The sequence below is a fragment of the Streptomyces sp. NPDC046557 genome, assembly GCF_040645975.1.
In the GTDB taxonomy this organism is placed as follows: domain Bacteria; phylum Actinomycetota; class Actinomycetes; order Streptomycetales; family Streptomycetaceae; genus Streptomyces.
The window spans coordinates 246,068-272,106 of sequence record NZ_JBEYZH010000001.1 but is presented as its reverse complement, the minus strand read 5'-3'; the positions used below and the strand labels follow the sequence as shown (position 1 = coordinate 272,106).

The following is a 26,039-nucleotide window of genomic DNA, read 5'->3' as shown; positions in this document are numbered from 1 at the left end:
GGCGCGCGCCGTACGCGTTCACGACGAGGACACCGAACACACATGTCCCGGGCCGAGCGGCAGCCGGCCGCCCGCGGTCGATCTCCTCACGTCACATACGGGCGCCGAAGTTCTGCGTCCACCACGGGCCGCCCGGGCCCTGGTGGACGCCCACCCCGATGTCCTTGAAGGAACAGTTGAGGATGTTGGCGCGGTGGCCGGGGCTGTTCATCCAGGAGTTCATCACCGAGTCGGGGGTCTGCTGACCCATCGCGATGTTCTCCCCGTACGTCGACCAGCGGTACCCGGCGGCGGTCGTCCGCGTGCCCGGGTCGCCGCCGTCGGGGTCGGTGTGCGAGAAGTAGTCCCGCCGGGCCATGTCGTCCGAGTGCCCCTGGGCGGCGTTGCGCAACTGCGCGTCCTCCTTGAGCGGGCCGCATCCGGCGGCGGCCCGTTCCTTGTTGACCAGGGCGATCACCTGGGCGGCGGTCCCGCCGGCCGCGGCGGGTGCAGGCGCGGGGGCGGCCGAACGCGTCGTGGGCGGGTCGCTCTTGGTCCGCGACGGCGTCGCGGCCGGGCTCGAACTCGTCGACTGGGACGGGGAGGCGGACGCCGAGGGGGAGGCCGACGCGGACGGGGAACCCGAGGGGGAGGCGGAGCCGGCGGTCGAAGGGGACGCGGTCCCCGCACCGGTGGCCGACAGGGCGGAGAGCGGAGAGCCGGTCGCCGTGCCGGCCGCCTGCTTCGAGCCCGAACCGGGCAGCATGCCGAGGTAGGCGAGCCCCCCGCCCGCGACACAGGCGGCGATCACCGCGCCGGCGATCACCCGGCGGCGGTGCCGACGCCGTCTGCGCTGCGCCCCGCGGCCGGCCGCCGGGTCGGTGCCGGAAGCGCCCGAAGCGCCCACGTCACCCGGGTCGCCCGTGTCTCCCGCGTGGCCCGACGTGCGGCGGGCCGCCCGGCCCGGACCCGCCACCACGGGCGCGAGCTGCGTCGCGGCGTCGGAGGCCGCCGCCCCGGCGCCGGGGTCGGCGCCGGCGCCGACCCCGGGGGCCGCGAACGCCGCGCCCGCCGGCGCGAAACCGCCGCCCGCGACGGCCGACCGTACGCCCGCCAGCAGCGCCGCCCCGACCGGCACCAGCGCCAACCCGGCCAGCAGCCCCTCGGCCGGGACCAGCCCGTTCCACAGGCCGGAACACCGCACGCACTCCCGGGCGTGCCGGGCTATCCGCTTGCGCCACAGCGCCGACGGCCGCCCGTCCCAGCTCGCAGCCACGGTCCGCAGCGTTTCGCACGGCGGCTGTGCCTCCAGTGCCCGCTCCACCACCCGCGCCGCTTCCAACTGGGCCTTCATCCGCTGCACCCGGACCGCCGTGTGCTGCGGCGAGAGTTCCAGGGCCGTCGCGACCTCCGGGCGGGTCAGCTCCCCGGCGCACTCCAGCCACCACAGCGACAGCAGCGCCCGGTCGTCGGGCTCCAGCCAACGCGTGGCGCGGGCGGTCTCGCGGCGCTGGCCAGCCAGTTGGAGGCGGACGACCGTCAGGTCGGCGAAGTCGGCGCCCGGGTCGGCCACCTCCGCGATCTCCTCCAGACCGGTCGCACCGGTGCTGCGGTCCTGCCAGTGGGCCCGTATCCGGTTCATCGTGATCGCGACCAGCCAGGATCGGAAGCTCTCGTCCGAGCGCAGGCCGGGCAGTCCGTCGAGAGCCCTCAGCATGGTGTCCTGCACCACGTCGTCCACGTCGCAGGACCCGTTCAGGGCCCGTCCGACGATGTTGTAGACGAGGGGGAGGCAGGCGCCGACGAGCTCGTCCTGCGCGCGGGGATCGCCCGCGCGGGCCGCTGCCACCAGAGCTGCCGTGTGCTGTGTACTCATGTGAAGTTTCCCTGTCCGTGCCGGCGGTCGATGATGCCCAATAACTCGGAGACCGTCGAGGGGGGCCCGGATAACACTTATCCGGTAACTCTTATCCGGAAGTCGGACCGGCCGCGACCTCGGGGCCGCTTCCGGGGGACGTCACGAGGGTCGCGGACCGGTTCTCGGACCGGTCGGTGGGCCGGGCGGGGGTCCCGCGGCGTTGACAGGGAGGCTGCCCGGCCCGGCTCCACGGCGCTTCAGTGGTTCAGACCATATCCGCACGGGCAGCCGCGGTACGCACAACGGGTGGGGGTTCCTTGTCCTGTCGTCCCTTCTCCTGTCATCCCCATGCGGTCCTGACCGCCCAACGCCTGCTTCCCGTCCTGGCGGGACGCCGATGCCGACGCCGCCGAGGCCGTCGGCCGGACCACCGCCCTGCTGGCGGCCGGTTGCCGGGCCGTGGAACTCACCACCACGACCCCGACTGGGCCGCAGCTCTGACCGCGTCGCCCCGCTCGCCGACGAGCAGGGCAGACCCGCGCTGATCGACGTCGGTACCGTCACGACCGCCGCGCAGGCGGAGCGGGCCCTCGACGCCGGCGCCGGCTTCCTGGTCTCCCCGTACCCCGCGCCGGAGGACCGCGCGGTAGCCGCGGAGCGCGGGGCGGTGTTCATCGAAGGCGCCTTCACGCCCGGGGAGGTCGCCTCCGCCGTACGGTTCGGGGGCGCGGCGAAGGTCTTCCCGGCGCACGTCGGCGGCCCGGCCGCCTTTCCACCCGACACGTCGACTCCTGGCGGGAACTGCTCACCGGCTCCACGGCGCTCGTCACCAGCGGCATCACCGGCGCCCTCGCACCGAGCGCCCGTGACGCCGTACTGGCCGTCGCCGAAACCGTGTACGCCGCAGGTGGGCACCTCTCGTACGACGCCAACTTCCGCTCCCGGCTCACCGGTAGGGAAGAGGCCGGGCCCTGCCGGCGCGCCTCGCCCCGCTGACCGGGCTGCTCAAGACCTCCTGTCCCGCCGACGCCCTGGCCCTCGTAGACACGGGCGACCCCGTGCTCGCGGCCACCCGCTACCACGAGCTCGGAGCCCGGGCCGTCGCCGTCACGGCGGGGCCCGACCGGCTGCTGCTGCACGACGGGGTGCACACCCGCTACCGCCCGGTTCCCGTCAACCCAGACCCCCGTCGACGCGACGGGCGCCGGCGACTGCTTCACCGGCACCACCACCGCCCCGGCCGGCCCTCGGCGACCCTCTCGCGCGCGGCGGCCTACGGCGCGGCCGCCGCCTCCCTCTCCGTGTCCGGCCGCGGCGGCACCGGCCGCGTACCGACATTCACCGAGACGGCGGCCCTGGCCGGACTGCGGCCGGGCCCGGACCGGGGCCCGGGTGAAAAACCTCCTTCATGACACTGGGCACCTCCGCGGCCCCTCGTTACCCTCCGCGCATGATTCCCACGGTGGTCTGGGGCACCGGCAACGTCGGCCGCGCGGCGATCCGCGCCGTCGACGCGCATCCGGAGCTCGAACTGACGGCAGTCATCGTCCACAACGCCGCGAAGGTCGGCCGCGACGCGGGCGAACTCGCGGGCGTGCGGCGCACGCTGGGCGTCGCGGCGAGCGACGACATCCGGGCGGTGCTCGCCGCCCGGCCGGCCGCCGTTGTCTACGCGGCCTCCGGCGACACCCGCCCCGACGACGCTCTCACAGACATCACCCGGGCCATCGCGGCCGGGGCGGTCGTCGTCAGCCCGGCCCTCTACCCCCTCTACGACCACCGCGGCGCGCCGCCGGAGTTCCGTGATCCGGTGCTGGCCGCCGTCGCGGCGGGCGGGGGTTCGCTGTTCGCCTCCGGCGTCGACCCGGGTTGGGGCAACGACGTCCTGCCGTTGCTGATCAGCGGACTCGGCAGCACGGTGGACGTGATCCGCTGCCAGGAGATCTTCGACTACTCCACGTACGACCAGCCCGACTCCGTCCGTTACCTGGTCGGCATGGGCCAACCCATGGACGTCGAGCCGATGATGCTCATGCCGTCCGTCCCGACCATGGTGTGGGGCGGACAGATACGGATGATGGCCCGGGCCCTCGGCGTCGAACTCGACGAGATCCGTGAGACGTCCGCCCGGCGCGCCCTCGACACGACGGTGACCACCCGCACGATGGGCGAGTTCGAGGCCGGCACCCAGGGCGCGATCCGCTTCGAGGTACAGGGCATCGTCGAGGGCGAGGCCCGGCTCGTCATCGAACACGTCACCCGCATCCATCCCTCGTGCGCCCCCGACTGGCCCCGGCCGCCCGACGGGGCCGGCGCCCACCGTGTGATCATCGAGGGCCGCCCGCGCATCGAGGTGACGATCGAGGCCACCGACGAGGGGGAGAACCGTTCCGCCGGCGGGAACGCCACCGCCGTCGGCCGGCTGGTGGGGGCGATCGACTGGCTCGTGGACGCGCCTCCCGGAATCTACGACGCGCTCGACGTCCCGCTGCGGCCCGCAGTCGGCAAACTCGGAAGGAAGCAGTGATGAGAATCGACGTTCCGGAAGGTAGCCATCCCATTGAGTACGTCTGGGGCGACCTGGTCCCCGGCATCGGGACGGCCGCGGCCAACTTCTCCCTGTCGGTCTACGCCCACACCACCTTGGGCCTGCGCGAGTTCGAGGCCGCCAGGCTGCGGATCGCGCAGATCAACGGGTGCGTCTTCTGCCTCGACTGGCGCACCGACCGGGACGGGGAGAAGGTCGAGGAGGACTTCGCCGACGCGGTGACCGAGTGGCGCACCACCACGGCGTTCGACGACCGCACCCGACTGGCCGCCGAGTACGCGGAGCGCTACGCGCTGGACCACCACGGCCTGGACGAGGAGTTCTGGGAGCGGATGACGGCGCACTACAGCCAGGTCGAGATCGTGGAGCTGAGCATGAGCATCGGCTCTTGGCTCGCCTTCGGACGCCTCAACCACGTCCTGGGCCTCGACAGCGTCTGCGTGCTGCCCGGAAGTTGACACGGTCCGGGCTGCAGTGGCCAGTGAGTTGCCCCGGTCCGGGAGCCGACACGGTCCGGGAGCCGACACGTCCGGGGCCGGCCGGGCCCGCGCCGCGCGGGCGGAGTCCGGCCGGCCCCGGTTCGGGCCCGTGCCCTTACAGGTCCGTGGCGATGATCTTGTCGATGTTCCGTTCGGCGAGCGCCGTTATCGTGACGAACGGATTGACGCTGGTGTTGCCGGGGATCAGCGCTCCGTCGATCACGTACAGGCCCGGGTGACCGTGCAGCCGCCCGTAGTTGTCGGTGGCCTTGTTCAGGACCGCGCCACCGAGGGGGTGGTAGGTGAGGTGGTCGCCCCAGATCTTGTTGGTGCCGAAGAGGTCGCTCCGGTAGATCGTCCCCTCCTTCGAATTGATCTTGTCGAAGATGCTCTTGGCCATGTCGATGGCCGGCTGCTTCCAGGCCGTCTGCCAGTTCAGCTCGACCTTGCCCGCCGCCGCGTTCCAGGTGAATTCGGCGCGGTTGGGGTTCTTGGTGATCGACAGGTAGAAGGAGGCGTAGGTCTCGATGCCCGTCGGCAGCGGTGCCACCTCGGCGAACGCGCCGCCCGCCGCCCAGTTGTCGATGCCGCCGCACGGGATCGTCGCCTGGAGCTTGCCGGTCGGGTCCCAGAGGTGGTTCGCCCGGCCGCACATGACGTTGCCGTTGTCGCCCCAGCCCTTCCCGATCTCGCCGTTGAGGTTCGGGAGGGCGCCGGTGGCCTTCAGTTTGACCAGCAACTTGCTGGTGCCGACGCTGCCTGCGGCGAAGAACACCCGGTCGGCGGTGACGGCCTTGGTCGCGATGGTGGTTCCGGTGGTGTCGAGCTGTTCGATGACGACGGTGTAGCCGCCTCCGGTCGTGGGGGTGACCGTGGTGACCTTGTGCAGGGGCGAGATGGAGACCTTGCCGGTCGCCTTGGCGGCCGCGAGGTAGGTCTTCTGGAGCGACTTCTTGCCGTGGTTGTTGCCGTACAGGATCTCCCCGTCCAGCGCCGACTTGGTGGCCGTGCCGGCCGCCTCCTGCTTCATGTAGTCCCAGTCGTAGACGTCGGGCACGAAGACGAAGGGGAAGTTGGAGCGCTGGGCGTGCTTACGGCCGACCCGGGCGAACTGGTAGCAGTCGACGGTGTTGAACCAGTCCGGGTCGACGAGACCGACGCCGAGCCCGGCGTTGGCGCGCGGGTAGTAGACGTCGTACATCTCGTCCGCGTTCACCGAGGGGAGGACGGCGCCGAAGTTCTCCCGCTTGGGGGTGACGGCCATACCGCCGTTGACCAGGGAACCGCCGCCCACGCCGCGGCCCTGGTAGACGATGATTCCGCCCATCTCCTCGGCGTCCAGGATGCCCGTGTACTTGGGGATGTCCCGGTCGATGGGGAAGCCGAGGAAGTAGTTCAGCGGGGCCTTCGTCCGGGTGCGGAGCCAGTACGAGCGCTGGTCGGGACTGAGGGTGTTGCAGAAGATCTTGCCGTCCGGGCCTGGGGTGTCCCAGGCCATGCCCATTTCGATCATATGGACGTCGACACCCGCCTGGGCGAGGCGCAGGGCGGCGACGGACCCGCCGTAGCCGGTGCCGATGACGAGGGCCGGGACGTGCGCCCCCGTGTCGATGGGCGCGGACGAGGTGGTGGCGGTTCTCGCCAGGGCGGGGGTGGGGTTGACCGCCAGGGCCATGGCTCCAAGAATGGAACCGGTTCCAGCGATGAAGCCGCGGCGTGAAATGTCTTTAGACACCTTGCTGTTCAGGGATTTGTCACTCATGTGACGTTCCTCACTCTCGATGGAGTGAGAACAAGTTCTACTGGCGGCGGCGTGGTAAGTCACTACACGCGTCGGGATAATTTGTGGCTGGTTCCGGAGGGTGTCGGCGGCCGCTTGCCCGCCGTGCGGGGCGAGTTGGCCGTACGCCGTCTCATGCAGCGGACACCCTGCGGATTTCGTTGGATCTTCGGGCCACCCCGTGTCATTGTTGGTCTCGCCGAAGGGGTGTAGCTCAGCCGGCCAGAGCAACGGTCTCCAAAACCGTAGGTCGCAGGTTCGACTCCTGCCGCCCCTGCAAGAACGCGCACACGCCGGACGCCCGGTCGGGACCTTCTCCCGACCGGGCGTTCGGCGTTCGGCGTTCGGCGTTCTGTGTTCGGTGTTCGGTGTTCGCGGCGAGGCCGCGCCGAACGGACGGTTCAGGAACGCCCGTAGACCGCCTCGACGTTGTCCCGGGCGGGGTGCGCACGCCCGGCGGGACCCGCCGCGAAGACCCGCAGCAGGTTCTCCGTCACCCGCGTCGTCAGCGCGCCCGCGCGGGCGTCCAGGCCGTGGTTCGCCCTGCCGTGCCCGTCACCGGTCGCGTCGAGCGCCTCGACCCAGCGCATTGTCCCCGTGGCGAAGACGCCGGCGCCGCTGGGAACCGTGTAATACGCCGTGTCCTGGTGGCTGGGCCGACCCTCGCACACGACGGGGGAGTGGGCGAGGATCTCGATCGGTCGGGGCGTCGGGAACCCGGTGTCGACCTTGTCGTACTCGACACCGACCAGGTGCGGGAAGCCGTCGCCCGCCTTCACCCCCGTGCCCTCGAACAGCCAGTGGGAGGGATTGGTCACGACGTAGGGAGCGTCCACCGGGTAGCCGTCGTAGATCACGCCGAGCAGGGAGCTCTCCGGGTCCGCGGCGGGGGGCGAGCGGAAGTCCACGGTGGCCGGATGGCCGCGCCGGAACCCCGGGTCCTGCTCGTAGGAGGACTTGTAGCAGACCACCGTGCGGTCCGGACCCAGGTCGGACGCCTCCAGCCGGATCCGGCGGAAGCAACAGTTGGCTCCGAGCACGGCCAGGTTCGTCCCGGCGTCGCGGGCGGCGGTGATGTGCGTCCGCTGCTCCGGAGACCAGTACTCGTCGTGGCCGAGCGACAGCACGGCGGTGGCCCCTTCCAACAGCCGCTTGTCGCGCGCGACATCGGTGGTCGTCGCGTAGGCGAGGGGGATGCCGAGCCGTTCGGCGAGCGCGATCAGCGGCGCCTCGTACACGAGGAAGAGGCCCGCGCCGTCGTCGTACTCGTAGGGCCGGTCGAAGGTCACGGCCAGCGAGCGGGTGGCGTAGCCCCCATTGGGGCCGTCGTAGCTGCCGTAGCCGCCCCAGCGGTTGTACGCCTGCCAGGTCGCCACCGCGTTCACGACGACCGTGCGTCCGGTCGTGGCCGCCGAGCGGACGGTCAGCGGTACGAAGCGTTGGCCCTCGCCGCCCTGCGCGTCGAGCCGCAGGAGGTAGCAGCCCTCGGGCCAGTCCTTCGTGTCGACCGTGGCGGTGCGGGCCCAGTGGGTGCGGACCATCCGGGTCGCGGAGTCGACGGTGTGCTCGGGCTGCCGGACGCCGGGCAGGGCCTGTGAACGCCACACCAGCCGGGCCCGCGCCCCGCCGTACCAGCCGATGCGGTACGCGGAGACGGTGAAGCGGGGCGCGGTGGTGGACACGTGGAGGCCGAACGTCTCCCCCGGCAGCACGCTCACCTTGTCGGCGAAGCCTTCGATCGCGCGGGCGGGTCCGGCCTTCGTCACGTGCCAGTCGGCGTTACCGGGCCGGCCGTTCTCGCTCTTGACGTCGAACCCCCGCGCGGCGCCGGGCGAAGCCGCCGCCGGGCCACTGGGAGCGGGACCCTCGGGCGTGGTGCCGCCACTGCTTCCGCAGCCGGCCAGCGTTCCCAGCCCCGCGGTGGCCGCCCCCGTCGCGGCGATCACCAGGAACCTCCGCCTCCCCGCACCCTCGGCCGGCGCGGCCGTCTGCTCCTGTTCCATGCGGGAAACGCTATGCCACCCGCCCGGCATCCGCCGTACCGCCCCGCACCACCACGGCCGCAGCGGGGCGAACTCGATGGCGGGGGCCGGCCCCCACCGTCGCGGAGTCACCCGCGCGGACGGTCACCCCGCGAACAGGTCAGCTTCCTCGCCGACCCCGACGACCGGCCGCACACTTGGTACGACGTGCCCCGCAACTTCACCGCGGCGCGCCGCTCGCCCGTTTTCACGCGCCCCGAAACCCACGGCTGGGCGAGGTGCTACGGCATGTCAGCCCATGCGGACCACCACCTCCTGACCGGCTCCCGCCGCACCCGTCAGGTCCGCGAACGTGAGTCGCAGTCGGGTGCCCGTCTCCGCCGACAGCACGCTCGGCGACCGGGACACCAGCGCCGACACGGGCCGGTTCCACACCACGGTCAGCGCCGTCAGCGCCCTGGCCGGGTCCGCGACGGACAGGACGGCCGTGCCGTCGGGTCTCTCCCGCACCGTGACCGAGCACGCGCCGCCCGCCTCCAGCGCGCCGACCGTCGCCGCCCGCCAGAAGTTGACACCGGTGAACCCCAACGACCCCACGCGGACACCCTGGGCCGACTCGGCGTTGGCGAGCACCTCCAACCAGCCCGCGGCGGCGGCCCGCGCGGCCGTCTGCGCCGCCGTGGCCCCCGGCAGCATCTGGTGGACGTATCCGGCGGAGACCGGATCCGTACCGTGGTCGTACCAGAGGGTGAGGTATCGCCGCGTCAGCGCGGTCGTGGCGCTGCCCCGATTGATGTCGCTCCACCGGCCGGTGCGCGCCTCCCGCAGTGCCTTGAACGCTCCCGAGCCCGACATCACGTACCCGCCGAAGCCCGCCAGGTGCGCCCAACCGGGGGAAGGGAAGGTCGCCGACCAGCCCGAGACGGCCGGCTGTACCGTGCCGCCGACGGTGAGGGCGTGTGTGCCGGCCGCCCCCAGGTTGCGGTTGTCGATGACGGACTCGACCGGTACTCCGTCCGTCGCCCCGATCCCGGCGCCCAGGCAGACGATCGTGTCCGCGAGGAAGAACCACGATTTGCGTGCCGTCAGTGTGCTGCCCAGGCCCCGCAGGTGCTGGCCGATCGACGCGAACTCCCCGTCCGTCGAGCCACCCACCCACACGGCGTCCGGCCGCGAGGAACCCCAATCGCCTCCCGCGCCGTCGGCCAGCACCCGCCGCGAGACGGTGATACCCGGCAGGCGGTAGGGGTCCACCGTGGGCCAGAAGGCGTCAGCGTACTGACCGTTGCCGTAGGTGGACCCCCACCAGGCGAGCATCCCGCTGCCGGTGTGCCAGCCGCGCAGGTTCTCGCCGTTGCCCGTCTCGTAGTGCGCGATCCGCCGTGACGCCATGGAGAGCGAGGCGACCCAGCCCGGCCGCCGGTGCGTGGCCCGGTCCATCGACGCGAACAGGCGGTGACCCACCGGCTCGGGCAGTGCGACCACGGTCGTATCGGCCTGCACCTGCGCCAATCGGGCCAGGGCGGACAGCCCCAGGCCCTGATCCGCCATGGGCGGGCTGTAGTAGTCCCGGGCCATCCACCCCTTGACCAGTCCCCGCCAGCGGGTCAGCTCGGTACCGTCCGCTCCCTCCGCCAACAGCAGGATCGCGGCCAGCACCGCGTGGCCCCGTCCGTGGTCGTCCTGCTGGATTTGTCGGGCGTCCATCGCGGACACGCCCCTGCTGACCGCCCGCCCGGACACCGCGTCCATGACCAACCCGTTGAACAGGAACGGCGCCCAGGCCCGCTCGACGGCGTCGAACACGATCCCCGTGCCCGGATCGGTCACCTCCCAGGGGGTCTGCCGCAACAAGGCGAACAGCATGCCGAGCCCGCCGAGCAGCACAGCGCCGTAGGTCCCGGTATAGGGAACCCAGGTGTGCTGGACGAAGGAACCGTCCCGGTAGAGCCCGTCACCCGAGGAGACGTACGGGAAGACCGGCGCGAGCGCGTCCCGGGCCAGAGCGATCTTCGCGGCGTCGGCGCCGACCACCCCGCGCAGGGCCAGGACGCGGCAGAGGTCCACCCGGTTCGACCCCGTACTCGTTCCGCTGTAGGAGCCGACGGCGGAGTCGGGCACGAAATGGTCGACCGCCGCACAGGAATCGGCGAGCCGGGCCGGGGACAGGTCCGCTTCGAGCAGGACGCACAGGTCGAGCAGCGCTTGCGGGGCGCCGATCTGCCAGCAGTACCAGTTGCCGTAGGGCGTTTGCCCCGCGTGGTAGACCTCCGCGTGCAGATGGTCGAGACCGGTCAGCAGCGCCGTACGCAGCGCGGCCTCTCCGGTGTGCCCGGTACCGGGCCGGACGTATGCCTCCGCCATCGTGCGCAGCCGGTAGTAGCTCTGCATCATCTTCTCGGGGTCTGTGGCGAACCCCAGGTCGGGCCAGAGTGCTCTGGGCGCCGGAGCCATGGTGGTGCGCCAGCCGTCGGCCTGGTCGCCGAGCTCGGTGAGCCGCGATCGGAACGGCTCGCTCGTCGCGGGGAAGCCACTGCCCAGATACAGTCCGCGCCAGACCGAGCGCATCGTCTCGTACGTGTCCGTGTCCGTGTACGTGTCCGCGGCTCGTGCCGTGTTCGCGTTGGTGTCCGTGGCCGGCCCGGCCCCGGCACCTGCCGGCGGGACGCCGAGCCACAGCGCCCCTCCGCCCGCAGTAGAGAGGAAGGCGCGCCGACTCCATGGGTCTGTCATCGCATTCTCCTTGTCCCGCACACACCGTCTGGTCCACCCTCAGGGCTGCCTGCCACCGCCCCCGGTCCGTCCTCTACCGCCGCACCTCACCGCACTTGGTGGCGCCCGCGTCTCTCACCGTCCTCACCTCATGCGACATGCCGGCGATAACGCTCGATGAGCTCTCGCAGCACCTCCGATCCCTCCCGGGCCCACAGCCCCGGATGGAAGATCTCCACCTCGACAGGCCCGTGATATCCCGCCTCTTCGGTCAGCTCGCGAAAGCCCCGGAGATCGATACACCCGTCCCCCAGTTGCCCCCGCCCCAGCAGCGCCCCTTCGGGGAGCGGGGTCACCCAGTCGGCCACCTGGACGGAGACGATGCGGCCGCCCGCTCCGGCACGGCGCACCTCCGCCGTGAGCCGCTCGTCCCACCACAGGTGATAGGCATCCACCACCACCCCCACCCGCTCCGCGGGGAACCGTTCGGCCAGGTCCAGTGCCTGACCCAGAGTGGAGACCACACAGCGGTCCGCCGCGAACATGGGATGGAGGGCTTCGATGCCCAACCGCACCCCGTGGGCGGCGGCCCAAGGCGTCAACTCGCCCAAGACATCGACGATCCGCCCGCGCGCACCGACCAGGTCGCGGTCCCCCTCGGGTAGTCCACCCGACACCAGGACCAGGGTGTCCGCCCCGAGTTCGGCGGCCTCCTCGACGGCCCGCCGGTTGTCCTCCAAGGCCGCCGCCCGCCCCACAGGATCGGCGGCGGTGAAGAACCCGCCCCGGCAGAGCGAACTGACGCGCAACCCCGCGCCAGCGACCAGCTTCGCCGTCCGCCTGAGACCGAACCGCCGCACCGGCTCCCGCCACAGGCCCACCGTCCCCACCCCGGCTTCCGTGCAACCGCGCACCAGGTCGGGGAGCGACCACTGCCGGATCGTCTCCTGGTTGAGGCTGAACCGGGCGGGAGCCGGCTCCCGGTTCACGACGCCACCCCGTACACCGCGAACAGTTGCCGCAACCGGGCCTCGGCGAGATCCGGATCGGGGAAGAGGCCGAGCCGGTCGGCCAGTTCGTACGCCGTGGCCAGGTGGGGCAGCGAGCGTGCCGACTGCAGGCCGCCCAGCATCGTGAAGTGCGCCTGAAAACCCGCCAACCAGGCCAGCAGAACCACTCCGGTCTTGTAGTAGCGGGTCGGTGGGGCGAACAGGTGTCGCGCGAGCGCCACCGTGGGGTCCAGCAGCTCGCGGAAGGCCACCGGATCGCCACGGTCGAGCGCCCCCGCCGCCCGCGCCGCGACCGGGGCGATCGGATCGAAGATGCCCAACAGGGCGTCGCTCGCAAGTTCGCCGTCCCCGCCGATCAGCTCCGGATAGTGGTAGTCGTCGCCCGTGTAGCAGCGCACGCCGGCCGGGAGTCGGCGTCGGATGTCCACCTCCCGTTCCGCGTCGAGCAACGAGATCTTGATGCCGTCCACCTTGCCTGGGTACTCCGCGATGATCTTCAAGAAGACTCCGGTGGCTTCGTCCGGATCCTCGTGCCCCCAATAGCCGGTCAACTCCGGATCGAACATCGGGCCCAGCCAGTGCAGTACGATCGGCCCGGAGCTCTGCCGGAGCAACTCCCCGTACACCTCCAGGTACTCTTCCGGGCCCCTGGCCGCTCTCGCGAGCGCCCGCGACGCCATCAGTACGGCCGGCGCCCCGCACGCCTCGCTGTGCGCGAGCTGCTCCTCGTACGCGGCGGTGATGTCGGAGAGCAAGTGGGGCCCGGCCGCCGAAAGTTGATCGGTCCCGACGCCGCAGACGATCCGGCCTCCCACCGCGCGTGCCTCGGCCGCCGAGCGGCGGATCAACTCGGCCGCCCCGGGCCAGTCCAGGCCTGTCCCGCGCTGTGCGGTGTCCATGGCCTCCGCGACCCCGAGCCCCTGCGCCCACAGCCGGCGCCGGAAGGCGAGCGTGGCCTCCCAGTCGACCTGCGACCCCGCTTCGGCCGAGGCGCTCAGCGGGTCGGCGACGACGTGCGCCGCCGCGTAGAACATCCTACTCCGGGCCGGCCCGCAGGTCAGCGACGGGAGCGGGTCACGGTTCGGTCGGTACGCGCGGTACCCGCCCGCCGCGGTGGGCAGGAGGATGGCGTTCACAGGACCACCTCCGGCACCGGCAGTCGACGGCCTTCCGCCGAGGACCGCGACCCCAGCTCGGCCAGTTGCACCCCGCGGGCCCCGGCCAAGAGGTCCCACCGCCACGGCTCATCCCGGACGACGTGGCGCAGGAACAGTTCCCACTGGGTCTTGAAGCCATTGCCGGCTGGTGCGTTGTCGGGCACCTCCTGCCATTGGGCGCGAAAGGAATCGGTCTGCGGAAGATCCGGATTCCAGACGGGTTTGGGCGTGGCCGCCCGGTGCTGGATCCGGCAACCGCGCAGCCCCGCCACAGCCGAACCGAGCGTCCCGTCCACCTGGAACTCCAGCAGTTCGTCGCGGTGGACGCGGACGGCCCAAGAGGAATTGATCTGCGCGACCGCGCCGCCCCCCAGTTCGAAGAGCCCGTAGGCGGCGTCGTCCGCGGTGGCCTCGTAGGGTTTGCCCTCCTCGTCCCAACGCCGGCCGATGTGGGTTCGGGTGAGGGCCTGCACCGACCGCACGCGTCCGAACAGTTCGTGCAGCAGGTACTCCCAGTGAGGGAACATGTCGGCGGTGATGCCGCCGCCTTCCCGGGCGCGGTAGTTCCAGGAGGGCCGCTGGGCAGGCTGCCAGTCCCCCTCGAACACCCAGTATCCGAACTCCCCGCGCACGGACAGGATCTCGCCGAAGAAGCCGCCCTCGATCAGCCGCCTCAGCTTCAGCAGTCCCGGCAGGAACAGCTTGTCCTGGACCACCCCGTGCCTGACCCCCGCCGCCTCGGCCAACCGCGCCAGCTCCAGGGAAGACGAGAAGGAGAGGGCGGTGGGCTTTTCGCAGTAGACGTGCTTGCCCGCCGAGATGGCCTGCCGTACGGCGGCCTCGCGGGCGCCGGTGACCTGCGCGTCGAAGTAGACCTCCACCTCCGGATCGGCCAGCACCGCCGCCAGGTCGGTGCTGATGTGTTCCAGGCCGTGCCGGTCGGCGATGGCCCGCAATGCCGCCTCCCGCCGTCCGACCAACACGGGCTCGGGCCAGAGGGTGGTCCCGTCGCCCAGATCGAGCCCTCCCTGCTCCCGCAACGCGAGGATGGATCGCACCAGGTGCTGGCGGTATCCCATTCGTCCCGTCACACCGTTCATGGCGATCTTGATCGAACGCACCGAGCGGTCGGTCTTGTCGACTGCCTTGTCTTCCATGGGTCCCCCTCCTTCATGTCGCGTCCAACGCGCAGTGATGGAAAGCGCTTTCATCCGATTCAGGCTAGAACGAGGAGCCGCTCGTGCACAACACCCGTACGAGTGATGGAAAGCGCTTTCCGAATGGGGCAGACTGGGATCACGACGGATGAGACGACGGCCCGGCCACCCGGAGCGGGGCAGAAGGAGGGGTGCGAAATGGCGGTGACTCTCGCGGAGGTCGCGGCGCACGCGGGTGTTTCGCCCGCCACGGTCTCGCGTGTATTGAACGGCGGACATCCGGTGGCGGGAGGCACCCGTACTCGGGTCGAACGGGCCGTCGAAGAACTCGGATACATCGCCAACGGCCCGGCCCGGGCCCTCGCGGCCGCCACCTCGGACCTCGTGGGCGTACTGGTCCACGACGTCGCGGACAGCTTCTTCGGCATCCTCGCCGGATCCTTCCAGAAGGCGCTCGCGCCGGCCGGTGGAGGAGACGGCCGCAGGCTCGCCGTCGTCTGCAACACCGAGGGCGTCCCCTCGGCCGAACTCGACTACCTCGCCCTGCTGGAAGGGCAGCGGGCAGGCGGAGTCGTCCTGACGGGCGGAGCGGTCGAAGAACCGGACCACAGCAGCGCGCTCGCCGCCCGCGTCACCCGGATGGCGCTCGCCGGAACCCCGGTGGTCCTGTGTGGGAGACCCCCACTGTCGGTCCCTGCCGGACTGCCCGTCGCCACCGTCATGTTCGACGACCACGGGGGAGCCTTCCGCCTGACCGAACACCTCCTGACCCTCGGTCACCGGCACATCGCCTACGTCGCCGGCCCGCCGGGACTCAGCACCACCCGGGAGCGGCTCGCCGGACACACTGCCGCCCTGCGAAGGCACGACCCCGCCCTGCCCGACGCCTGCGCCGCGCTCACGGTCCACGCCGGCTTCGAACGTGCCGCGGGCTATGACGCCACCCGCGAACTGCTCCGCCGGGGCAGACCCTTCACCGCCGTCGCGGCGGCCAACGACACCGTCGCCGCCGGTGTGACCGCGGCCTTGGGCGAAGCCGGGATACGCATTCCCGAGGACGTCTCGGTCGCCGGCTTCGACGACCTGCCGTTCAGCGTGGACACCGCGCCGGCCCTCACCACCGTCAGAGTCCCGCTGCGCGAGGCGGGCGTGCTCGCGGCGCAGTTGGTCACCGGGCGCAGAACCGCGCCGCCGGGCCGCATCACCACCTTGCCCACCGAGCTGATGGTGCGGGCGTCCACCGCGCCACCGCCCCGCGAAGGGAGCAGGCCGTGAAGTACGCCTTCTCCACGCTCGGCCTGCCGGGCACTCCGCTCGCGCGCAGCGCCGCCCTCGCCGCCGAGCACGGATACGACGGCCTGGAACTGCGGGGGCACCCGGAGGAACCCCTGCATCCGGACAGCCCGGGTGCCGATCGAGTCGCGGCCCGGCGCACCCTCGCCGCCGCCGGGGTCGCCGTCCTGGGAGTCGCGGGATACGCCGAGGTCGCCGCCGCCGGGGAGGACGGTCCTGTCCTGACGGAACTGCGCTCCCTGGTCCGGTTCGCCGCCGACCTCGAGGCCCCCTATGTACGCGTCTTCCCCGGCGGAGGAAGCCTTCCCCAAGCGGACGCGGACGCCCACGCCGTGCGAAGACTGGGCGCGGCGGCGTCCTATGCCGAGCGGCACGGCGTGCGGCTCCTGCTGGAAACCCACGACTCGCACGCCACCGGGGCCGCCGCCGCCCGGGTGCTGGAGCGGGTCGGACATCCGGGCGCCGGCGCGTTGTGGGACGTACTCCACACCTGGCTGGGCGGCGAGGAGCCGAGCGAGTCGTGGCATCACCTCGCCCCGCACCTGGGCTACGTACAGGTCAAGGACGTGGCCTCGGCCGAGGAGCTCACGCCCCTCGCCCTCGGCGCCGGAGCCGTGCCGCTCGCCGATGTCACGTCCCGCCTACCACCGGGGGGTTGGCTGTGCTGGGAGTACGAGAAGCGCTGGTACCCCGCCGCCGCGGAGCTCCCGGGACAGCTGACGCGAGGTCGGGAATACCTGCTGCGACTCCTGCGAGAGCGGCGGGCCGCGGAAGCCGAGCCGGCCGGGAGTCCGGGGGGCCGGGGGGAGCAGCCCCGCCATGACCATGGTGGCCAGGACGGCGTATCAGGCGATTGACGCGCCGAGCCGGACACCCGCCCCACCGTACGGAACCGGAACGCCACCGGTTACCCCCAGAGGCCGGCCAGGTGTGCATGGAGGACATCGCGTGCCTCGCGCGAAGTGAGGTGGCCGATGAGGACGTGCGCGGTCAGACCGTCCGCGAGGCGAGGAGGGTGCGGGCCTCGCGTGGCGCGTCGAGGGGCACGGCGCGGTCGGCGCCCTCGCCGGCTTCCGAGATGAGACGGGTGAACGCCTCCTGGAGGGATGCGTAGTTCGCCTTCAGCGTCTTCGCGAGCACCTCGCTGACCGTCGCTTGCGCCACGAAGGCGAGCCAGACCCTGGCCTCGGCACGGTGCTCTTCCCGGAGCAGTGAGATCTCGGTGACCGCGTTCCCCAGGGCGGTTCCGGCCGACTGGGCCCGGCTCCCGACGAGGCGGGCTTGCACGCGCTCCATGATCCGCTCACCGATGTGCCCGAGAACGACCCGCGTCCCAGATCCTGGTCACCGACGGTCCGCCGGCCCGGAGCGTGGGCGATCTTCGGCTTGCCTAGGAAGTGCTGGTCGGGACCGATCTGCGAGACCCGCGCGCGGTCCCGGTGCCCGCCTACGGCGAACCGCTCGCCGGGCCACCGAAGGTCGCGGTCGTGGCCGACCCCGGCGGCCACGGCGTCCACCCCGCGGTCCGCGGTGCCATCGCGACGGCGGCCGACGCGCTCCGCGACGCCGGATACGACGTGCGCGAGGTAGAGGACGTGCCGCGGCTGGACGAGGCCCTGGAGGTGTACGGCCGGACCGCCGTGACCGAGTTCGCCCCGATCTGGCCGGCGGTGCGCAAGCTGCTCGGCCGGGGCGGCGACCGCTACATCGAGATGATGATGGAGCGGACCCCGCCGGCAAGCGCGGACGAGTTCGTGAAGCTGATGGCCACCTGGATGAACATCCGCCGCTCACGGGCCGTATTCCTCGACGCCTACCCGCTGTTGCTCGCCCCGTCTTCACTGAACCACCGGTCGAACCGGGGCTGGAGTCGCAGCACACGGCGGGTAGGGACCGGGTCGGGTCGGGAATGCGCCTGTGCACCGTGACCAGCTTGGTCGGCGTTCCCGGGGTGGCCGTCCCGACCGGGTTGGTCGACGGGCTCCCCTGCGGAGTGCAGATCGTCGGGCGCGCGTTCCGGGAAGACCTGTGCCTGGGCGCGGCCCAGGCGATCGAGGGCCGGCTCGGAGTCCTCACACCGGTCGACCCGCGTCTGGCAGCCCCGGCGGTTGATCCGCGGGCCTGCGCGAGGCGGCCCACCGAGCGGGCGACGGGGCTCAGGCCGAATAGGCCAGCCGTGCGGGGTCGACGGGGTGGCGGAAGGCCAGGCCGTGGGCGTAGCGCTCCAGCTCGGCGACGGCCGTCGCGGCCAGCCGGTCCAGCTCACCGCCGAGAGAGCCGGCCACATGAGGGGTGAGGAGCACGTTCGGCAGGTTGAACAGCGGTGAACCGGCGGGCAGCACCTCGGGTTCGGTGTGGTCGAGCACGGCGTGCAGGCGCCCGGTGACCAGCTCCTCGATCAGCGCCTCGGTGTCCACCAGGGAACCCCGGGCGGTGTTGATCAGCGTGGCACCGTCCCGCATCAGGGCCAGGGTGGCGGCGTCCAGGAGATGACGGGTCTGAGGTAGCGCGGGCGCGTGCAGACTCACCACGTCACTGCCGCACAGCAGTTGGTCGAGGACGCAGACCTCGCCGCCGAGCGCCGCGATCTCGCCCGGATCGGCGTACGGGTCGTGGACCAGCACCCGCAGGTCGAAGGGGCGCAGCAACTCCATGACCCGCCGCCCGATGAGCGAGGCGCCGACGAGCCCGACGGTGCGCCGATAGTTGCCGACGGCCGGATAGCGGCCCAAGAGGTCCAGGGGGGCGCGCGCCGAGCGGTAGGCGTGTGCGGACTCCAGTACCCGCTTGTTGGCGAACAGGATCGCGGCGAGCGTGTACTCGGCGACCGGCACGGCGTTGGCCGCGGCGGCGGAGGAGACCAACAGACCACGGTCCCAGCAGGCGGTTGTCACATGGTGCTTGACGCTGCCGGCGGCGTGGACGACGGCGCGCAGTCGGGGCATCCGGTCCAAGGCGCGGGCGTCGAGCGGCGGGCAGCCCCACCCGGTGAACAGCACCTCCGCCTCTGCGAGGCGCCGGCTCAGTCCCGGGTCGTCGTCACCGAAGTCGGTGAGCAGCAGTTCGGGATCCACGTCGGCGACGCGTACGAGCTTCGGCAGCACCCGGCCGCTGAGCACGGCCGCGCGGGTGCCGGCACTCATGGCGAGGACCGTGGCCGGGCGCCGCACCGGATACGAAGGGGGAGGGGTCACTTGACGGCTCCTGCGGTGAGACCCGAGCGCCAGAAGCGCTGGAGGCCGAGGAAGGCGAGCACGAGCGGGACGACGGAGACGAGGGATCCGGTGATGACGAGGGGGTACAGCTCCGGCTGCTGGTAGACGCTGCGGTTCCACATGAACAAGCCCAGACTGACGGGGTAGAGCCGCTCGTCGTTCAGCATGGTCAGGGCCCCGTAGAAGTTGTTCCAGACGGCCGTGAAGGTGAACAGGAAGATCGTCACAAAGCCCGGCCACAGCATCGGCAGCGACACGTGGGCGAAGAGCCGCAGTTCACCCGCCCCGTCGACGCGGGCGGCGGCCAGCACCTCGTCCGGGACGTAGCCCTCGGCGAAGACGCGCGCCAGGTAGACCCCGAAGGGGTTGACGAGGGCGGGCACCAGATAGGCCCAGTACGTGTTGACGGCCCCGACGGCGGAGGCCATCAGGTAGAGCGGCAACTGGAGGACGGTGGTCGGTACGAGCACTCCCGCGAGGACCACGCCGAAAAGCCTTTCCTTGTGGCGGAACTCGTAGGCGTGGAAGGCGTAGCCGCAGGCGACGCTGATCAGAGCGGAGAGCGTCGAGCCGACCACGGTGTAGAGGATGCTGTTGCCGAGCCAGCGCCCGAAGATGCCGTCGTCGTACCTGAAGAGGTCACCGAGGTTGGTGAGGAGGTTGAAGCGGCCAGGGGAGTAGGGCGCGGTGGCGAAGAGGTCCCGGTGGTCCTTGGTGGCGGCCAACACCAGCCAGGCGAGGGGCATCAGGGTGTAGGCCGCGACGAGGAGGAGGGCAGCGTTGACGCCGGCCTTTGAGAGGAGACCGGGCCGGGAACGAGGACGGGGACGAGGGCGTGGCCGGGGGAGCGGGCGGACGGGGGCCGGGGCGGTGGTCATGCGGTCCTCCAGCGGTTGCCGAGCTTGGTGACGACGTAGGAGGCGGCGCCGGCGATCAGGGCGAGGAGCAGGGCGCTCGCGGCCGCCAGCCCGTAGTCGTGGCGCTTGAAGGCGGCGCTGAATATGTACATGGTCGGCGACCATGACTCGCCCATCTCGGTGGCGCGGAGCTGGAGCAGCTGAGGGGCGTCGAAGAGTTGGACGGCGCCCACGCAGGTGAACAGGACCGTCAGCACTACCGTCGGCTTGATGCCGGGCACCTTCACCTGGAAGGCGGTGCGCAGCGCGCCCGCGCCGTCCATGGTGGCGGCCTCCAGGGTCTCCCGGGGGATGGCCTGCAGCCCGGCAACGAAGATGATCATGTTGTATCCCATCCACTGCCAGGCCGAGATGTTGACCACGGACAGCAGGGCTTCGTCACGACCGAAGAAGTTCCAGGACAGGTCGGCCGTATCGAGGACGTCGAAGACGGGGCTCAGGCCTGGTGTGTAGAGATAGAGCCAGATGACCGCCGAGATGAGGCCGGGCACGGCATGCGGCAGGTAGTAGGCGATCTGGAAGAAGCGCCTCGCGCGGGCGAGGGCGGAGTCGAGCAGCAGGGCGAGGACGAGCGCGCCGCCGACCATGACGGGGATGTAGAGGAGGCAGTAGAGGGTGATGTGGCGGAACGAGGCCAGGAAGAGCGGATCGGTCAGTGCCTTGGTGTAGTTCCCGATACCGCTGAAAACCCGTTCGGTGCCGCCGAAGCCGAGCCCGGACTGTTCGTCGTGGAAGAGGCTCAGCAGGCCGGCGTAGCCGACGGGGGCGACGGTGACGAGCGCGAAGAGGAGGAAGAACGGCGCCATGAAGAGGGTCGCGGCGCCGGCGCCGGCGCCTGGGCGCCGGGGGGTCCGGGCGGCACGCGCGCCGCGGCGGGGGAGGGGGCGGGGCTCGGCCGCGACCGCCAGGCGGCGATCGACGACGTCTGCCCGCCAGGCGGCCCGCGCGACGGCGGCCACCGCGCCGCCGGCCAGGGTCCCGTCGCCTGCCTCCAGCGGAAGCCGGTGCCCGTACGGAAGCAGGTACCCGTATTCGCCCGCGTCCGTTCCCGCGCCCGCGTCCGTTCCCGCGCCCGCGTCCGTTCCCGCGCCGGCGTCCGTTCCCGCGCCCGTGTCCGTTCCCGTGCCCGTTCCGGCGACGTCACCCGCTTCGGCTGCCGTGCCGTCAGTCGGCGCGCGCCGCCGGCCTCCGGGCAGGGCGGGAGCCGCCACGCGGTCGGCGCCGTTCCTCGGTGGGGTGGCCGCCATCAGCCGGCCAGCCCGAGCCCGCGGTCCTTGATGGCCTTCTCGGCCGCCGACCGGCCCTCGGACAGAGCCTTGACCAGATCCGCCCCGGCCGCGTTCTGCGCCGCGTTCACCTGCAGCTGCGCCGGCCCCCAAGTCCAGCCGGGCACGATCGTGGCCGCCGCCTCACCCGCCACGGCGTAGGGGTCCTGCCCCTCGAAGTACGAGGCATCGAACAGCTTCGCCGCCTCCGCACGCATCGCCGGATTGGCCGGCAGGGCGCTGCTCGGGGACTTGAGCGAGCTGAGCCGAGCCCGGATCGCGTCCGGCTCGGTGGTCACCCAACGGATGAACTCGGTGGCCGCCTTGGTCTGCTTGCTGCCCTTGGGCACGATGTACGAGGTGCCGCCGTACATCCCGGTCGCCGCTCTGCCGTCCCAGGTCGGCAGCGGGGCGATGCCCCACTTGCCCTTCAGGTCCGGGTAGTTCGCCAGGAAGGTACCGGCCGTCCACGCGGCGCCGATGACGGTCGCGACCTGTCCGGAGGAACGTTCCTTTGCCTCCCCCTCGCCCCACAGCGGAGTCTTCGAGGCGACCCCCGAGGCCATCAGCCCGTTCCAGAACTCGGCCACCCTCTTCGAGGCCGGATCGTCGATGGCGACCTTCCACTTGTCGCCCTGCGTCCCGTACCACTTGGCACCCGCCTGCCACGACAGTCCCGCCAGCACCGCCGGATCGCCGCCGCCCATGTTGGTGATCCGCACGGAGGGGTCGGCCTGGTGGATCTTCTCCGCCGCCGCCTTGTACTCGTCCCACGTCTTCGGCACGGGCACCGCGTACTTCTCGAAGATGTCCTTGCGGTAGAAGAGTTCCAACGGGGTGACGTCGAACGGGACGGCCCACGTCTTGCCGCCGAGCTTCACCAGCGACTGGACGGCCGCCGGGAACTTTTCGGCGACGAGCGCGCCGGACGTGCCGCTCAGATCCTCCAGGTTGCCACCGCTCGCGAACTCCGGGAGCGCCGAGTAGTCCATGGTCGCGACATCGGGCGCGTTCCCGCCCTTGACCGCGTTCGCCAGCTTCGCCGCCCCGTCGGGACCGCCCGGCACCGACGAGAACTTCACCTGGATGCCCGGGTGCGTTGTGTTGAAGGCGTCGACGGTCTGCTGCGCCCCGGCCGAGGACGACCAGTACGTCACCGTCACCGGGTCCCCCGAGGCTCCGGCCGCTCCTACGGGTCCGGATTTTTCAGCGGCCCGCCCACCACCGCACCCCGTGGAGAGGAGGACCACCGACACGGCCGAGGCCGTCAGGACCAGTCGGGACAAGCGGGACGGACGGGACAGGCGGAACGGACGCCGGGTCTGCGGCGAGCGGGCGGAGGAAGAGGGACGAAGGGTGCGCGGCATGGTTCGGCTCCTACGGACGACCGCTGGACGCGGCGGATGGGAGAACGCGGCCCATCTTTTGCGCGAACACACACATCGTCAAGAGCGAATGCGCAACTCGATCAAAACAATCAGTTCAGGCGAGGAGGCCACCCTCACGAACGAATGGTCAACCGAGGCAGGAGCTCCAGGTGTTGACCCGGCCCGTCCTGCCCCGAGCCCGCCAGCCGATCCCACAGCAGTTCGGCCGCCCGCGCGCCGACCTCCCGCTTCGCCGGCGCCACCGCCGACAGCGGGACGTCGGCCAGGCCCGCGACCTCGTCGTCGTACGTGATCACCTCCAGGTTTTCCGGTACCCGCACCCCTCGCGCCTGGAGCCGCGGGATCAGCATGATGGCGTCCGTGTCGCTGTGGATGAGGGCGGCGCTCACCCCACCCGCCGTGACCGCCTCGCACAGGTAGTCCAGCGTCCGGGCGAACCGGTCAGCCACCGACAGCGGCCCCGCGGAGCCGGTGGCCGGCCACGGTGGGGCCGACTCCAGCCCGAGCGCCGCCACAGCCGCCTCGTACCCGGACCGCAGCCGCGCGGTCGTCGGCGTCTCCTGGCTGGCCAACGCGATCCGCCGGTGGCCCCGTTCCACCAGGTGTTGCACCGCCAGCGCCGCCCCGTGCGCGTGGTCCGACCCGACCCGGTCCAGCGCGGCGGCGGGATGCCCGGCCGGAGCCCACCGCTCGACCAGCACCGTCGGCACCGCGAGCCCGGCCGTCCACGCACCCTCCCCGGGACCGGGCGAACCCGCCTCCCAGTTCGGCGTCAGCAGCAGCCCGTCGGCCCCCGTCGACAGCAGCCGGTCCGCCTGGGTGCGGTCCTCGCCCGGCAGGTACCGGGTCAGTCCGACCGTCAGCCGCGCGCCCCGCGCCTCGACCACCTCCCGGGCGCCCCGCACCACATCGGCGTAGTAGTACTCCGTGGTCGGTACCACCATCCCGATCACCAGCCCCGCCCGGTCGCCGGGTCGCCCACCGGGCCGCTCGGTGGTCCTCCCGGGCGTCGCCTCGGCGGGCCGCCGCTCGACCCGGCTGATCACCCCGTGCATCCGGTGGATCTCGCCCCGGGCCGCCATCGCCTCGATGTCCCGCCGCAGCGTGACCGGCGAGATGCCGAGCTCCCGGGCCAGGTCCGCGACGCGCACGCTGCCCCGTTCCCGGACGAGCGCGAGCACCTGCGCCTGGCGCTGGTCGACATGTGGTCTCAAGGTCTTCCCCCTGCGGTCGCGGGTCGTCGTCCGCGGTCCTCCCGCGGCCGGTCCCCGCCCATCATAGGCAATCGAAACGATCGATTCGATCGAAGACGTTCAACCGGTCATTGACGCCGCGGGCGGCCCATTCATATATTCGGCAGCGGCCCATCAGTCCCGCGCATCCGCCCCACCCATCCGCCGCGTCATCTTCCCGCCCGCCCGTCCCGCCCGCCCGTCCCGCCCGCCCTCACACCACCCCTTACGCCCGTCTTCCCCACCGGCATCACGACCCTCTCCCGGGAGCCCGCGCATGCTCACGTACGACCAGGACGGATTCCGGCGCGCAGGCCGCCCCCACCGCATCGTGTCGGGCGCCCTTCACTACTTCCGGGTCCACCCCGACCTCTGGGAGGACCGGCTCACCCGGCTCCGCGCCCTGGGCGTCAATACCGTGGACACCTACGTCCCCTGGAACTTCCACGAGACCGCCCCCGGCAAGGCCGACTTCACCGGCCCCCGCGACCTCGCCCGCTTCCTGACCCTCGCCCAGGATCTCGGCCTCGACGCCATCGTCCGCCCCGGCCCCTACATCTGCGCCGAATGGGACTTCGGCGGCCTGCCCGCCCGCCTCCTCGCCCTCGACGGCCTGCACCTGCGCTGCTCCGACCCTCGCTTCCAGGCCGAGGTGGACGGCTGGTTCGACGCCGTCGTCCCCGAACTGCTGCCGCTCCTCGCCGGGCGCGGCGGCCCGGTCGTCGCCGTACAGATCGAGAACGAGTACGGCTCGTACGGCAACGACGCCCGCTACCGCGCGCACGTCGAGCGCGCGCTGACCGAACGCGGCGTCGACTGCCTGCTGTTCACGGCGGACGGACCCGAGGACGCCATGCTCCAAGGCGGCATGCTCCCCGGCCGACTCGCCACGGCCACCTTCGGGGCCGCACCGGCCGAGCGCCTCGCCCACCTGCGCCGCTACCAGCCGACCGGCCCGCTCGCCGCCATGGAGTTCTGGATCGGCTGGTTCGACCACTGGGGCGAGCAGCACCACGTCCGCTCCGCCTCGGAAGCGGCGCGCTCGCTCGACGAACTCCTCGCCACCGGCGCGTCCGTCAACCTCTACATGGCCCACGGCGGCACCAACTTCGGCTTCTGGGCCGGCGCGAACCACACCGGCTCGCGTCCCGGCGACCCCGGCTACCAACCCACCACCACCAGCTACGACTACGACGCGCCGATCGGCGAAGCGGGCGAACTCACCCCCAAGTTCCACGCCTTCCGCGACGTCATCGGAAAGTACCTGCCCCTCCCGGAAGGCCCCCTGCCCGCACCCCCGCCCCGCATCGCACCCGCGTTCGCCACTCCCGCCGGCGCCGCGCAGCTCCTCGACCACCTCACCGCCCTCGGCGGCGCCCCCGTCACCCGCCCCGCGCCCGAGCCCATGGAGAAACTCGGCCAGGACCACGGCCTGATCCACTACCGCACCACCGTCACCGGCCCCCGCCCCGCCATGCCCGTACGTATCGACGGGCTCGGCGACCGGGCCTACCTCTTCGCCGACGACCGCTTCCTCGGCATCCTGGACCGCAACACGCCCGACGACGGCATCGACCTCCCGGTCGGCGAAGGCGGCGTCGTCCTCGACGTCCTCGTCCGCGCCCAGGGCCGCGTCAACTACGGGCCGCTCCTCGACGACCGCAAAGGCATATGGCGCGGCGTCCGCCACGGCCACCAGCACCTCTTCGAGTGGGAGATACGCCCTCTGCCGCTCACCGACCTCACCGACCTGCGCTGGTCGCCCGAGACCCCCGAACACGGCCGGCCCGCCTTCCACCGCTACACCCACACCCTCCCCGCCGCCCCCGCCGACGCCTTCGTCGACGTCTCCGACTGGGGGACCGGCCTGCTGTGGCTCAACGGTTTCCTCCTCGGCCACTACGACACCCCGCGCGGCCCGCAGCGCACCCTCTACGCCCCCGCGCCCCTGTGGCGGACCGGCGAGAACGAACTCGTCGTCCTCGAACTGGAACGTCCCGGCGCCGAACTGCCCCTGCGCGACCAGCCCGACCTGGGCCGCCCCACGGTCGTCACCCTCCAGTGAGA

18 protein-coding genes, 1 tRNA gene and 3 pseudogenes are annotated in these 26,039 nt (G+C 71.9%); 9 read left to right on the top strand and 13 right to left on the bottom strand.

The window, feature by feature from the left end; all coding sequences use genetic code 11:
- Window positions 1-91: 91 nt before the first annotated feature.
- On the bottom strand, window positions 92-1,855 hold the full coding sequence (locus ABZ934_RS01330; RefSeq protein WP_361307260.1) for a sigma-70 family RNA polymerase sigma factor: 1,764 nt from the start codon (window positions 1,853-1,855) through the stop codon (window positions 92-94).
- Window positions 1,856-2,234: 379 nt separating this feature from the next.
- Between ABZ934_RS01330 and ABZ934_RS01325 the strand changes: the two are divergent.
- The 4 genes and pseudogenes from ABZ934_RS01325 to ABZ934_RS01310 form a co-directional block, all read left to right on the top strand.
- Window positions 2,235-2,537: pseudogene (locus tag ABZ934_RS01325) on the top strand (hypothetical protein); the annotation flags it as partial.
- A 358-nt stretch (window positions 2,538-2,895) separates the two neighbouring features.
- On the top strand, window positions 2,896-3,249 hold the full coding sequence (locus tag ABZ934_RS01320) for a hypothetical protein (RefSeq protein ID WP_361307258.1): 354 nt from the start codon (window positions 2,896-2,898) through the stop codon (window positions 3,247-3,249).
- Window positions 3,250-3,287: 38 nt separating this feature from the next.
- Window positions 3,288-4,364, top strand: a complete 1,077-nt coding sequence (locus ABZ934_RS01315; protein ID WP_361307256.1) for a dihydrodipicolinate reductase — start codon at window positions 3,288-3,290, stop codon at window positions 4,362-4,364.
- Window positions 4,364-4,843: a carboxymuconolactone decarboxylase family protein gene (locus ABZ934_RS01310; protein WP_361307254.1), complete on the top strand. Its 480-nt coding sequence runs from the start codon at window positions 4,364-4,366 to the stop codon at window positions 4,841-4,843. Before ABZ934_RS01315 ends, ABZ934_RS01310 begins: the two co-directional genes overlap by 1 nt.
- Before the next feature lie 136 nt (window positions 4,844-4,979).
- On the opposite strand, the gene ABZ934_RS01305 is transcribed toward ABZ934_RS01310, so the two are convergent.
- Window positions 4,980-6,626, bottom strand: a complete 1,647-nt coding sequence (locus tag ABZ934_RS01305) for a GMC oxidoreductase (protein ID WP_361307252.1) — start codon at window positions 6,624-6,626, stop codon at window positions 4,980-4,982.
- 221 nt (window positions 6,627-6,847) lie between these two features.
- Between ABZ934_RS01305 and ABZ934_RS01300 the strand changes: the two genes are divergently transcribed.
- Window positions 6,848-6,921: transfer RNA gene (locus ABZ934_RS01300), tRNA-Trp, on the top strand.
- Between the two features lie 124 nt (window positions 6,922-7,045).
- Here the strand turns inward: ABZ934_RS01300 and ABZ934_RS01295 are convergent.
- The 5 genes from ABZ934_RS01295 to ABZ934_RS01275 form a co-directional block, all read right to left on the bottom strand.
- Entirely contained in the window at window positions 7,046-8,647 is a 1,602-nt protein-coding gene (locus ABZ934_RS01295) for a N,N-dimethylformamidase beta subunit family domain-containing protein (RefSeq protein WP_361307250.1), read from the bottom strand.
- 270 nt (window positions 8,648-8,917) lie between these two features.
- A complete protein-coding gene (locus tag ABZ934_RS01290; protein WP_361307248.1) occupies window positions 8,918-11,359 on the bottom strand; it encodes a polysaccharide lyase 8 family protein in 2,442 nt (813 codons plus the stop codon).
- A gap of 128 nt (window positions 11,360-11,487) precedes the next feature.
- Window positions 11,488-12,327 (bottom strand): sugar phosphate isomerase/epimerase family protein, encoded by an 840-nt coding sequence (locus ABZ934_RS01285; RefSeq protein WP_361307246.1) that lies wholly within the window; start codon window positions 12,325-12,327, stop codon window positions 11,488-11,490.
- Window positions 12,324-13,484, bottom strand: a complete 1,161-nt coding sequence (locus ABZ934_RS01280; protein WP_361307244.1) for a dihydrodipicolinate synthase family protein — start codon at window positions 13,482-13,484, stop codon at window positions 12,324-12,326. Before ABZ934_RS01280 ends, ABZ934_RS01285 begins: the two co-directional genes overlap by 4 nt.
- Window positions 13,481-14,662: a Gfo/Idh/MocA family oxidoreductase gene (locus ABZ934_RS01275; RefSeq protein WP_361307242.1), complete on the bottom strand. Its 1,182-nt coding sequence runs from the start codon at window positions 14,660-14,662 to the stop codon at window positions 13,481-13,483. Before ABZ934_RS01275 ends, ABZ934_RS01280 begins: the two co-directional genes overlap by 4 nt.
- Before the next feature lie 198 nt (window positions 14,663-14,860).
- On the opposite strand from ABZ934_RS01275, the gene ABZ934_RS01270 reads away from it, so the two are divergent.
- The gene (locus tag ABZ934_RS01270; protein WP_361307240.1) at window positions 14,861-15,937 is read left to right on the top strand and encodes a LacI family DNA-binding transcriptional regulator; all 1,077 of its coding nucleotides are present in this window, start codon (window positions 14,861-14,863) and stop codon (window positions 15,935-15,937) included.
- The gene (locus tag ABZ934_RS01265) at window positions 15,934-16,812 is read left to right on the top strand and encodes a sugar phosphate isomerase/epimerase family protein (RefSeq protein WP_361307238.1); all 879 of its coding nucleotides are present in this window, start codon (window positions 15,934-15,936) and stop codon (window positions 16,810-16,812) included. Before ABZ934_RS01270 ends, ABZ934_RS01265 begins: the two co-directional genes overlap by 4 nt.
- 50 nt (window positions 16,813-16,862) lie before the next feature.
- On the opposite strand, the pseudogene ABZ934_RS01260 reads toward ABZ934_RS01265, so the two are convergent.
- Window positions 16,863-17,275, bottom strand: a pseudogene (locus ABZ934_RS01260) (TetR family transcriptional regulator C-terminal domain-containing protein); the annotation flags it as partial.
- Between the two features lie 5 nt (window positions 17,276-17,280).
- Between ABZ934_RS01260 and ABZ934_RS01255 the strand changes: the two are divergent.
- A pseudogene (locus ABZ934_RS01255) lies at window positions 17,281-18,047 on the top strand (amidase family protein); the annotation flags it as partial.
- A 64-nt stretch (window positions 18,048-18,111) separates the two neighbouring features.
- Here ABZ934_RS01255 and ABZ934_RS01250 read toward each other — a convergent pair.
- The 5 genes from ABZ934_RS01250 to ABZ934_RS01230 form a co-directional block, all read right to left on the bottom strand.
- On the bottom strand, window positions 18,112-19,098 hold the full coding sequence (locus ABZ934_RS01250) for a hydroxyacid dehydrogenase (RefSeq protein WP_361307236.1): 987 nt from the start codon (window positions 19,096-19,098) through the stop codon (window positions 18,112-18,114).
- Window positions 19,099-19,145: 47 nt separating this feature from the next.
- Window positions 19,146-20,048 carry a carbohydrate ABC transporter permease gene (locus tag ABZ934_RS01245; protein ID WP_361307234.1) on the bottom strand — a complete coding sequence of 301 codons (903 nt, stop codon included), beginning with the start codon at window positions 20,046-20,048 and terminating at the stop codon, window positions 19,146-19,148.
- Window positions 20,045-20,893, bottom strand: coding sequence for a sugar ABC transporter permease (locus tag ABZ934_RS01240; protein ID WP_361308653.1), 849 nt, complete (start codon window positions 20,891-20,893; stop codon window positions 20,045-20,047). Before ABZ934_RS01240 ends, ABZ934_RS01245 begins: the two co-directional genes overlap by 4 nt.
- Before the next feature lie 440 nt (window positions 20,894-21,333).
- Window positions 21,334-22,656, bottom strand: coding sequence for a sugar ABC transporter substrate-binding protein (locus ABZ934_RS01235; protein ID WP_361308651.1), 1,323 nt, complete (start codon window positions 22,654-22,656; stop codon window positions 21,334-21,336).
- 197 nt (window positions 22,657-22,853) lie between these two features.
- Window positions 22,854-23,954: a substrate-binding domain-containing protein gene (locus ABZ934_RS01230; RefSeq protein WP_361307232.1), complete on the bottom strand. Its 1,101-nt coding sequence runs from the start codon at window positions 23,952-23,954 to the stop codon at window positions 22,854-22,856.
- Between the two features lie 295 nt (window positions 23,955-24,249).
- On the opposite strand from ABZ934_RS01230, the gene ABZ934_RS01225 reads away from it, so the two are divergent.
- Complete coding sequence (locus ABZ934_RS01225; protein ID WP_361307230.1) at window positions 24,250-26,037, top strand: beta-galactosidase family protein; 1,788 nt, start codon at window positions 24,250-24,252, stop codon at window positions 26,035-26,037.
- Window positions 26,038-26,039: the final 2 nt, after the last annotated feature.

What these genes read in the sequence shown, in the direction of transcription:
- ABZ934_RS01330 (WP_361307260.1), bottom strand. Translation starts at nt 1,855, where the DNA reads ATGAGTACACAGCACACGGCAGCTCTGGTGGCAGCGGCCCGCGCGGGC.
- ABZ934_RS01245 (WP_361307234.1), bottom strand. Translation starts at nt 20,048, where the DNA reads ATGACCACCGCCCCGGCCCCCGTCCGCCCGCTCCCCCGGCCACGCCCT.
- ABZ934_RS01305 (WP_361307252.1), bottom strand. Translation starts at nt 6,626, where the DNA reads ATGAGTGACAAATCCCTGAACAGCAAGGTGTCTAAAGACATTTCACGC.
- ABZ934_RS01240 (WP_361308653.1), bottom strand. Translation starts at nt 20,893, where the DNA reads ATGGCGCCGTTCTTCCTCCTCTTCGCGCTCGTCACCGTCGCCCCCGTC.
- ABZ934_RS01275 (WP_361307242.1), bottom strand. Translation starts at nt 14,662, where the DNA reads ATGGAAGACAAGGCAGTCGACAAGACCGACCGCTCGGTGCGTTCGATC.
- ABZ934_RS01310 (WP_361307254.1), top strand. Translation starts at nt 4,364, where the DNA reads ATGAGAATCGACGTTCCGGAAGGTAGCCATCCCATTGAGTACGTCTGG.
- ABZ934_RS01315 (WP_361307256.1), top strand. Translation starts at nt 3,288, where the DNA reads ATGATTCCCACGGTGGTCTGGGGCACCGGCAACGTCGGCCGCGCGGCG.
- ABZ934_RS01290 (WP_361307248.1), bottom strand. Translation starts at nt 11,359, where the DNA reads ATGACAGACCCATGGAGTCGGCGCGCCTTCCTCTCTACTGCGGGCGGA.
- ABZ934_RS01250 (WP_361307236.1), bottom strand. Translation starts at nt 19,098, where the DNA reads ATGAGTGCCGGCACCCGCGCGGCCGTGCTCAGCGGCCGGGTGCTGCCG.
- ABZ934_RS01225 (WP_361307230.1), top strand. Translation starts at nt 24,250, where the DNA reads ATGCTCACGTACGACCAGGACGGATTCCGGCGCGCAGGCCGCCCCCAC.
- ABZ934_RS01295 (WP_361307250.1), bottom strand. Translation starts at nt 8,647, where the DNA reads ATGGAACAGGAGCAGACGGCCGCGCCGGCCGAGGGTGCGGGGAGGCGG.
- ABZ934_RS01270 (WP_361307240.1), top strand. Translation starts at nt 14,861, where the DNA reads ATGGCGGTGACTCTCGCGGAGGTCGCGGCGCACGCGGGTGTTTCGCCC.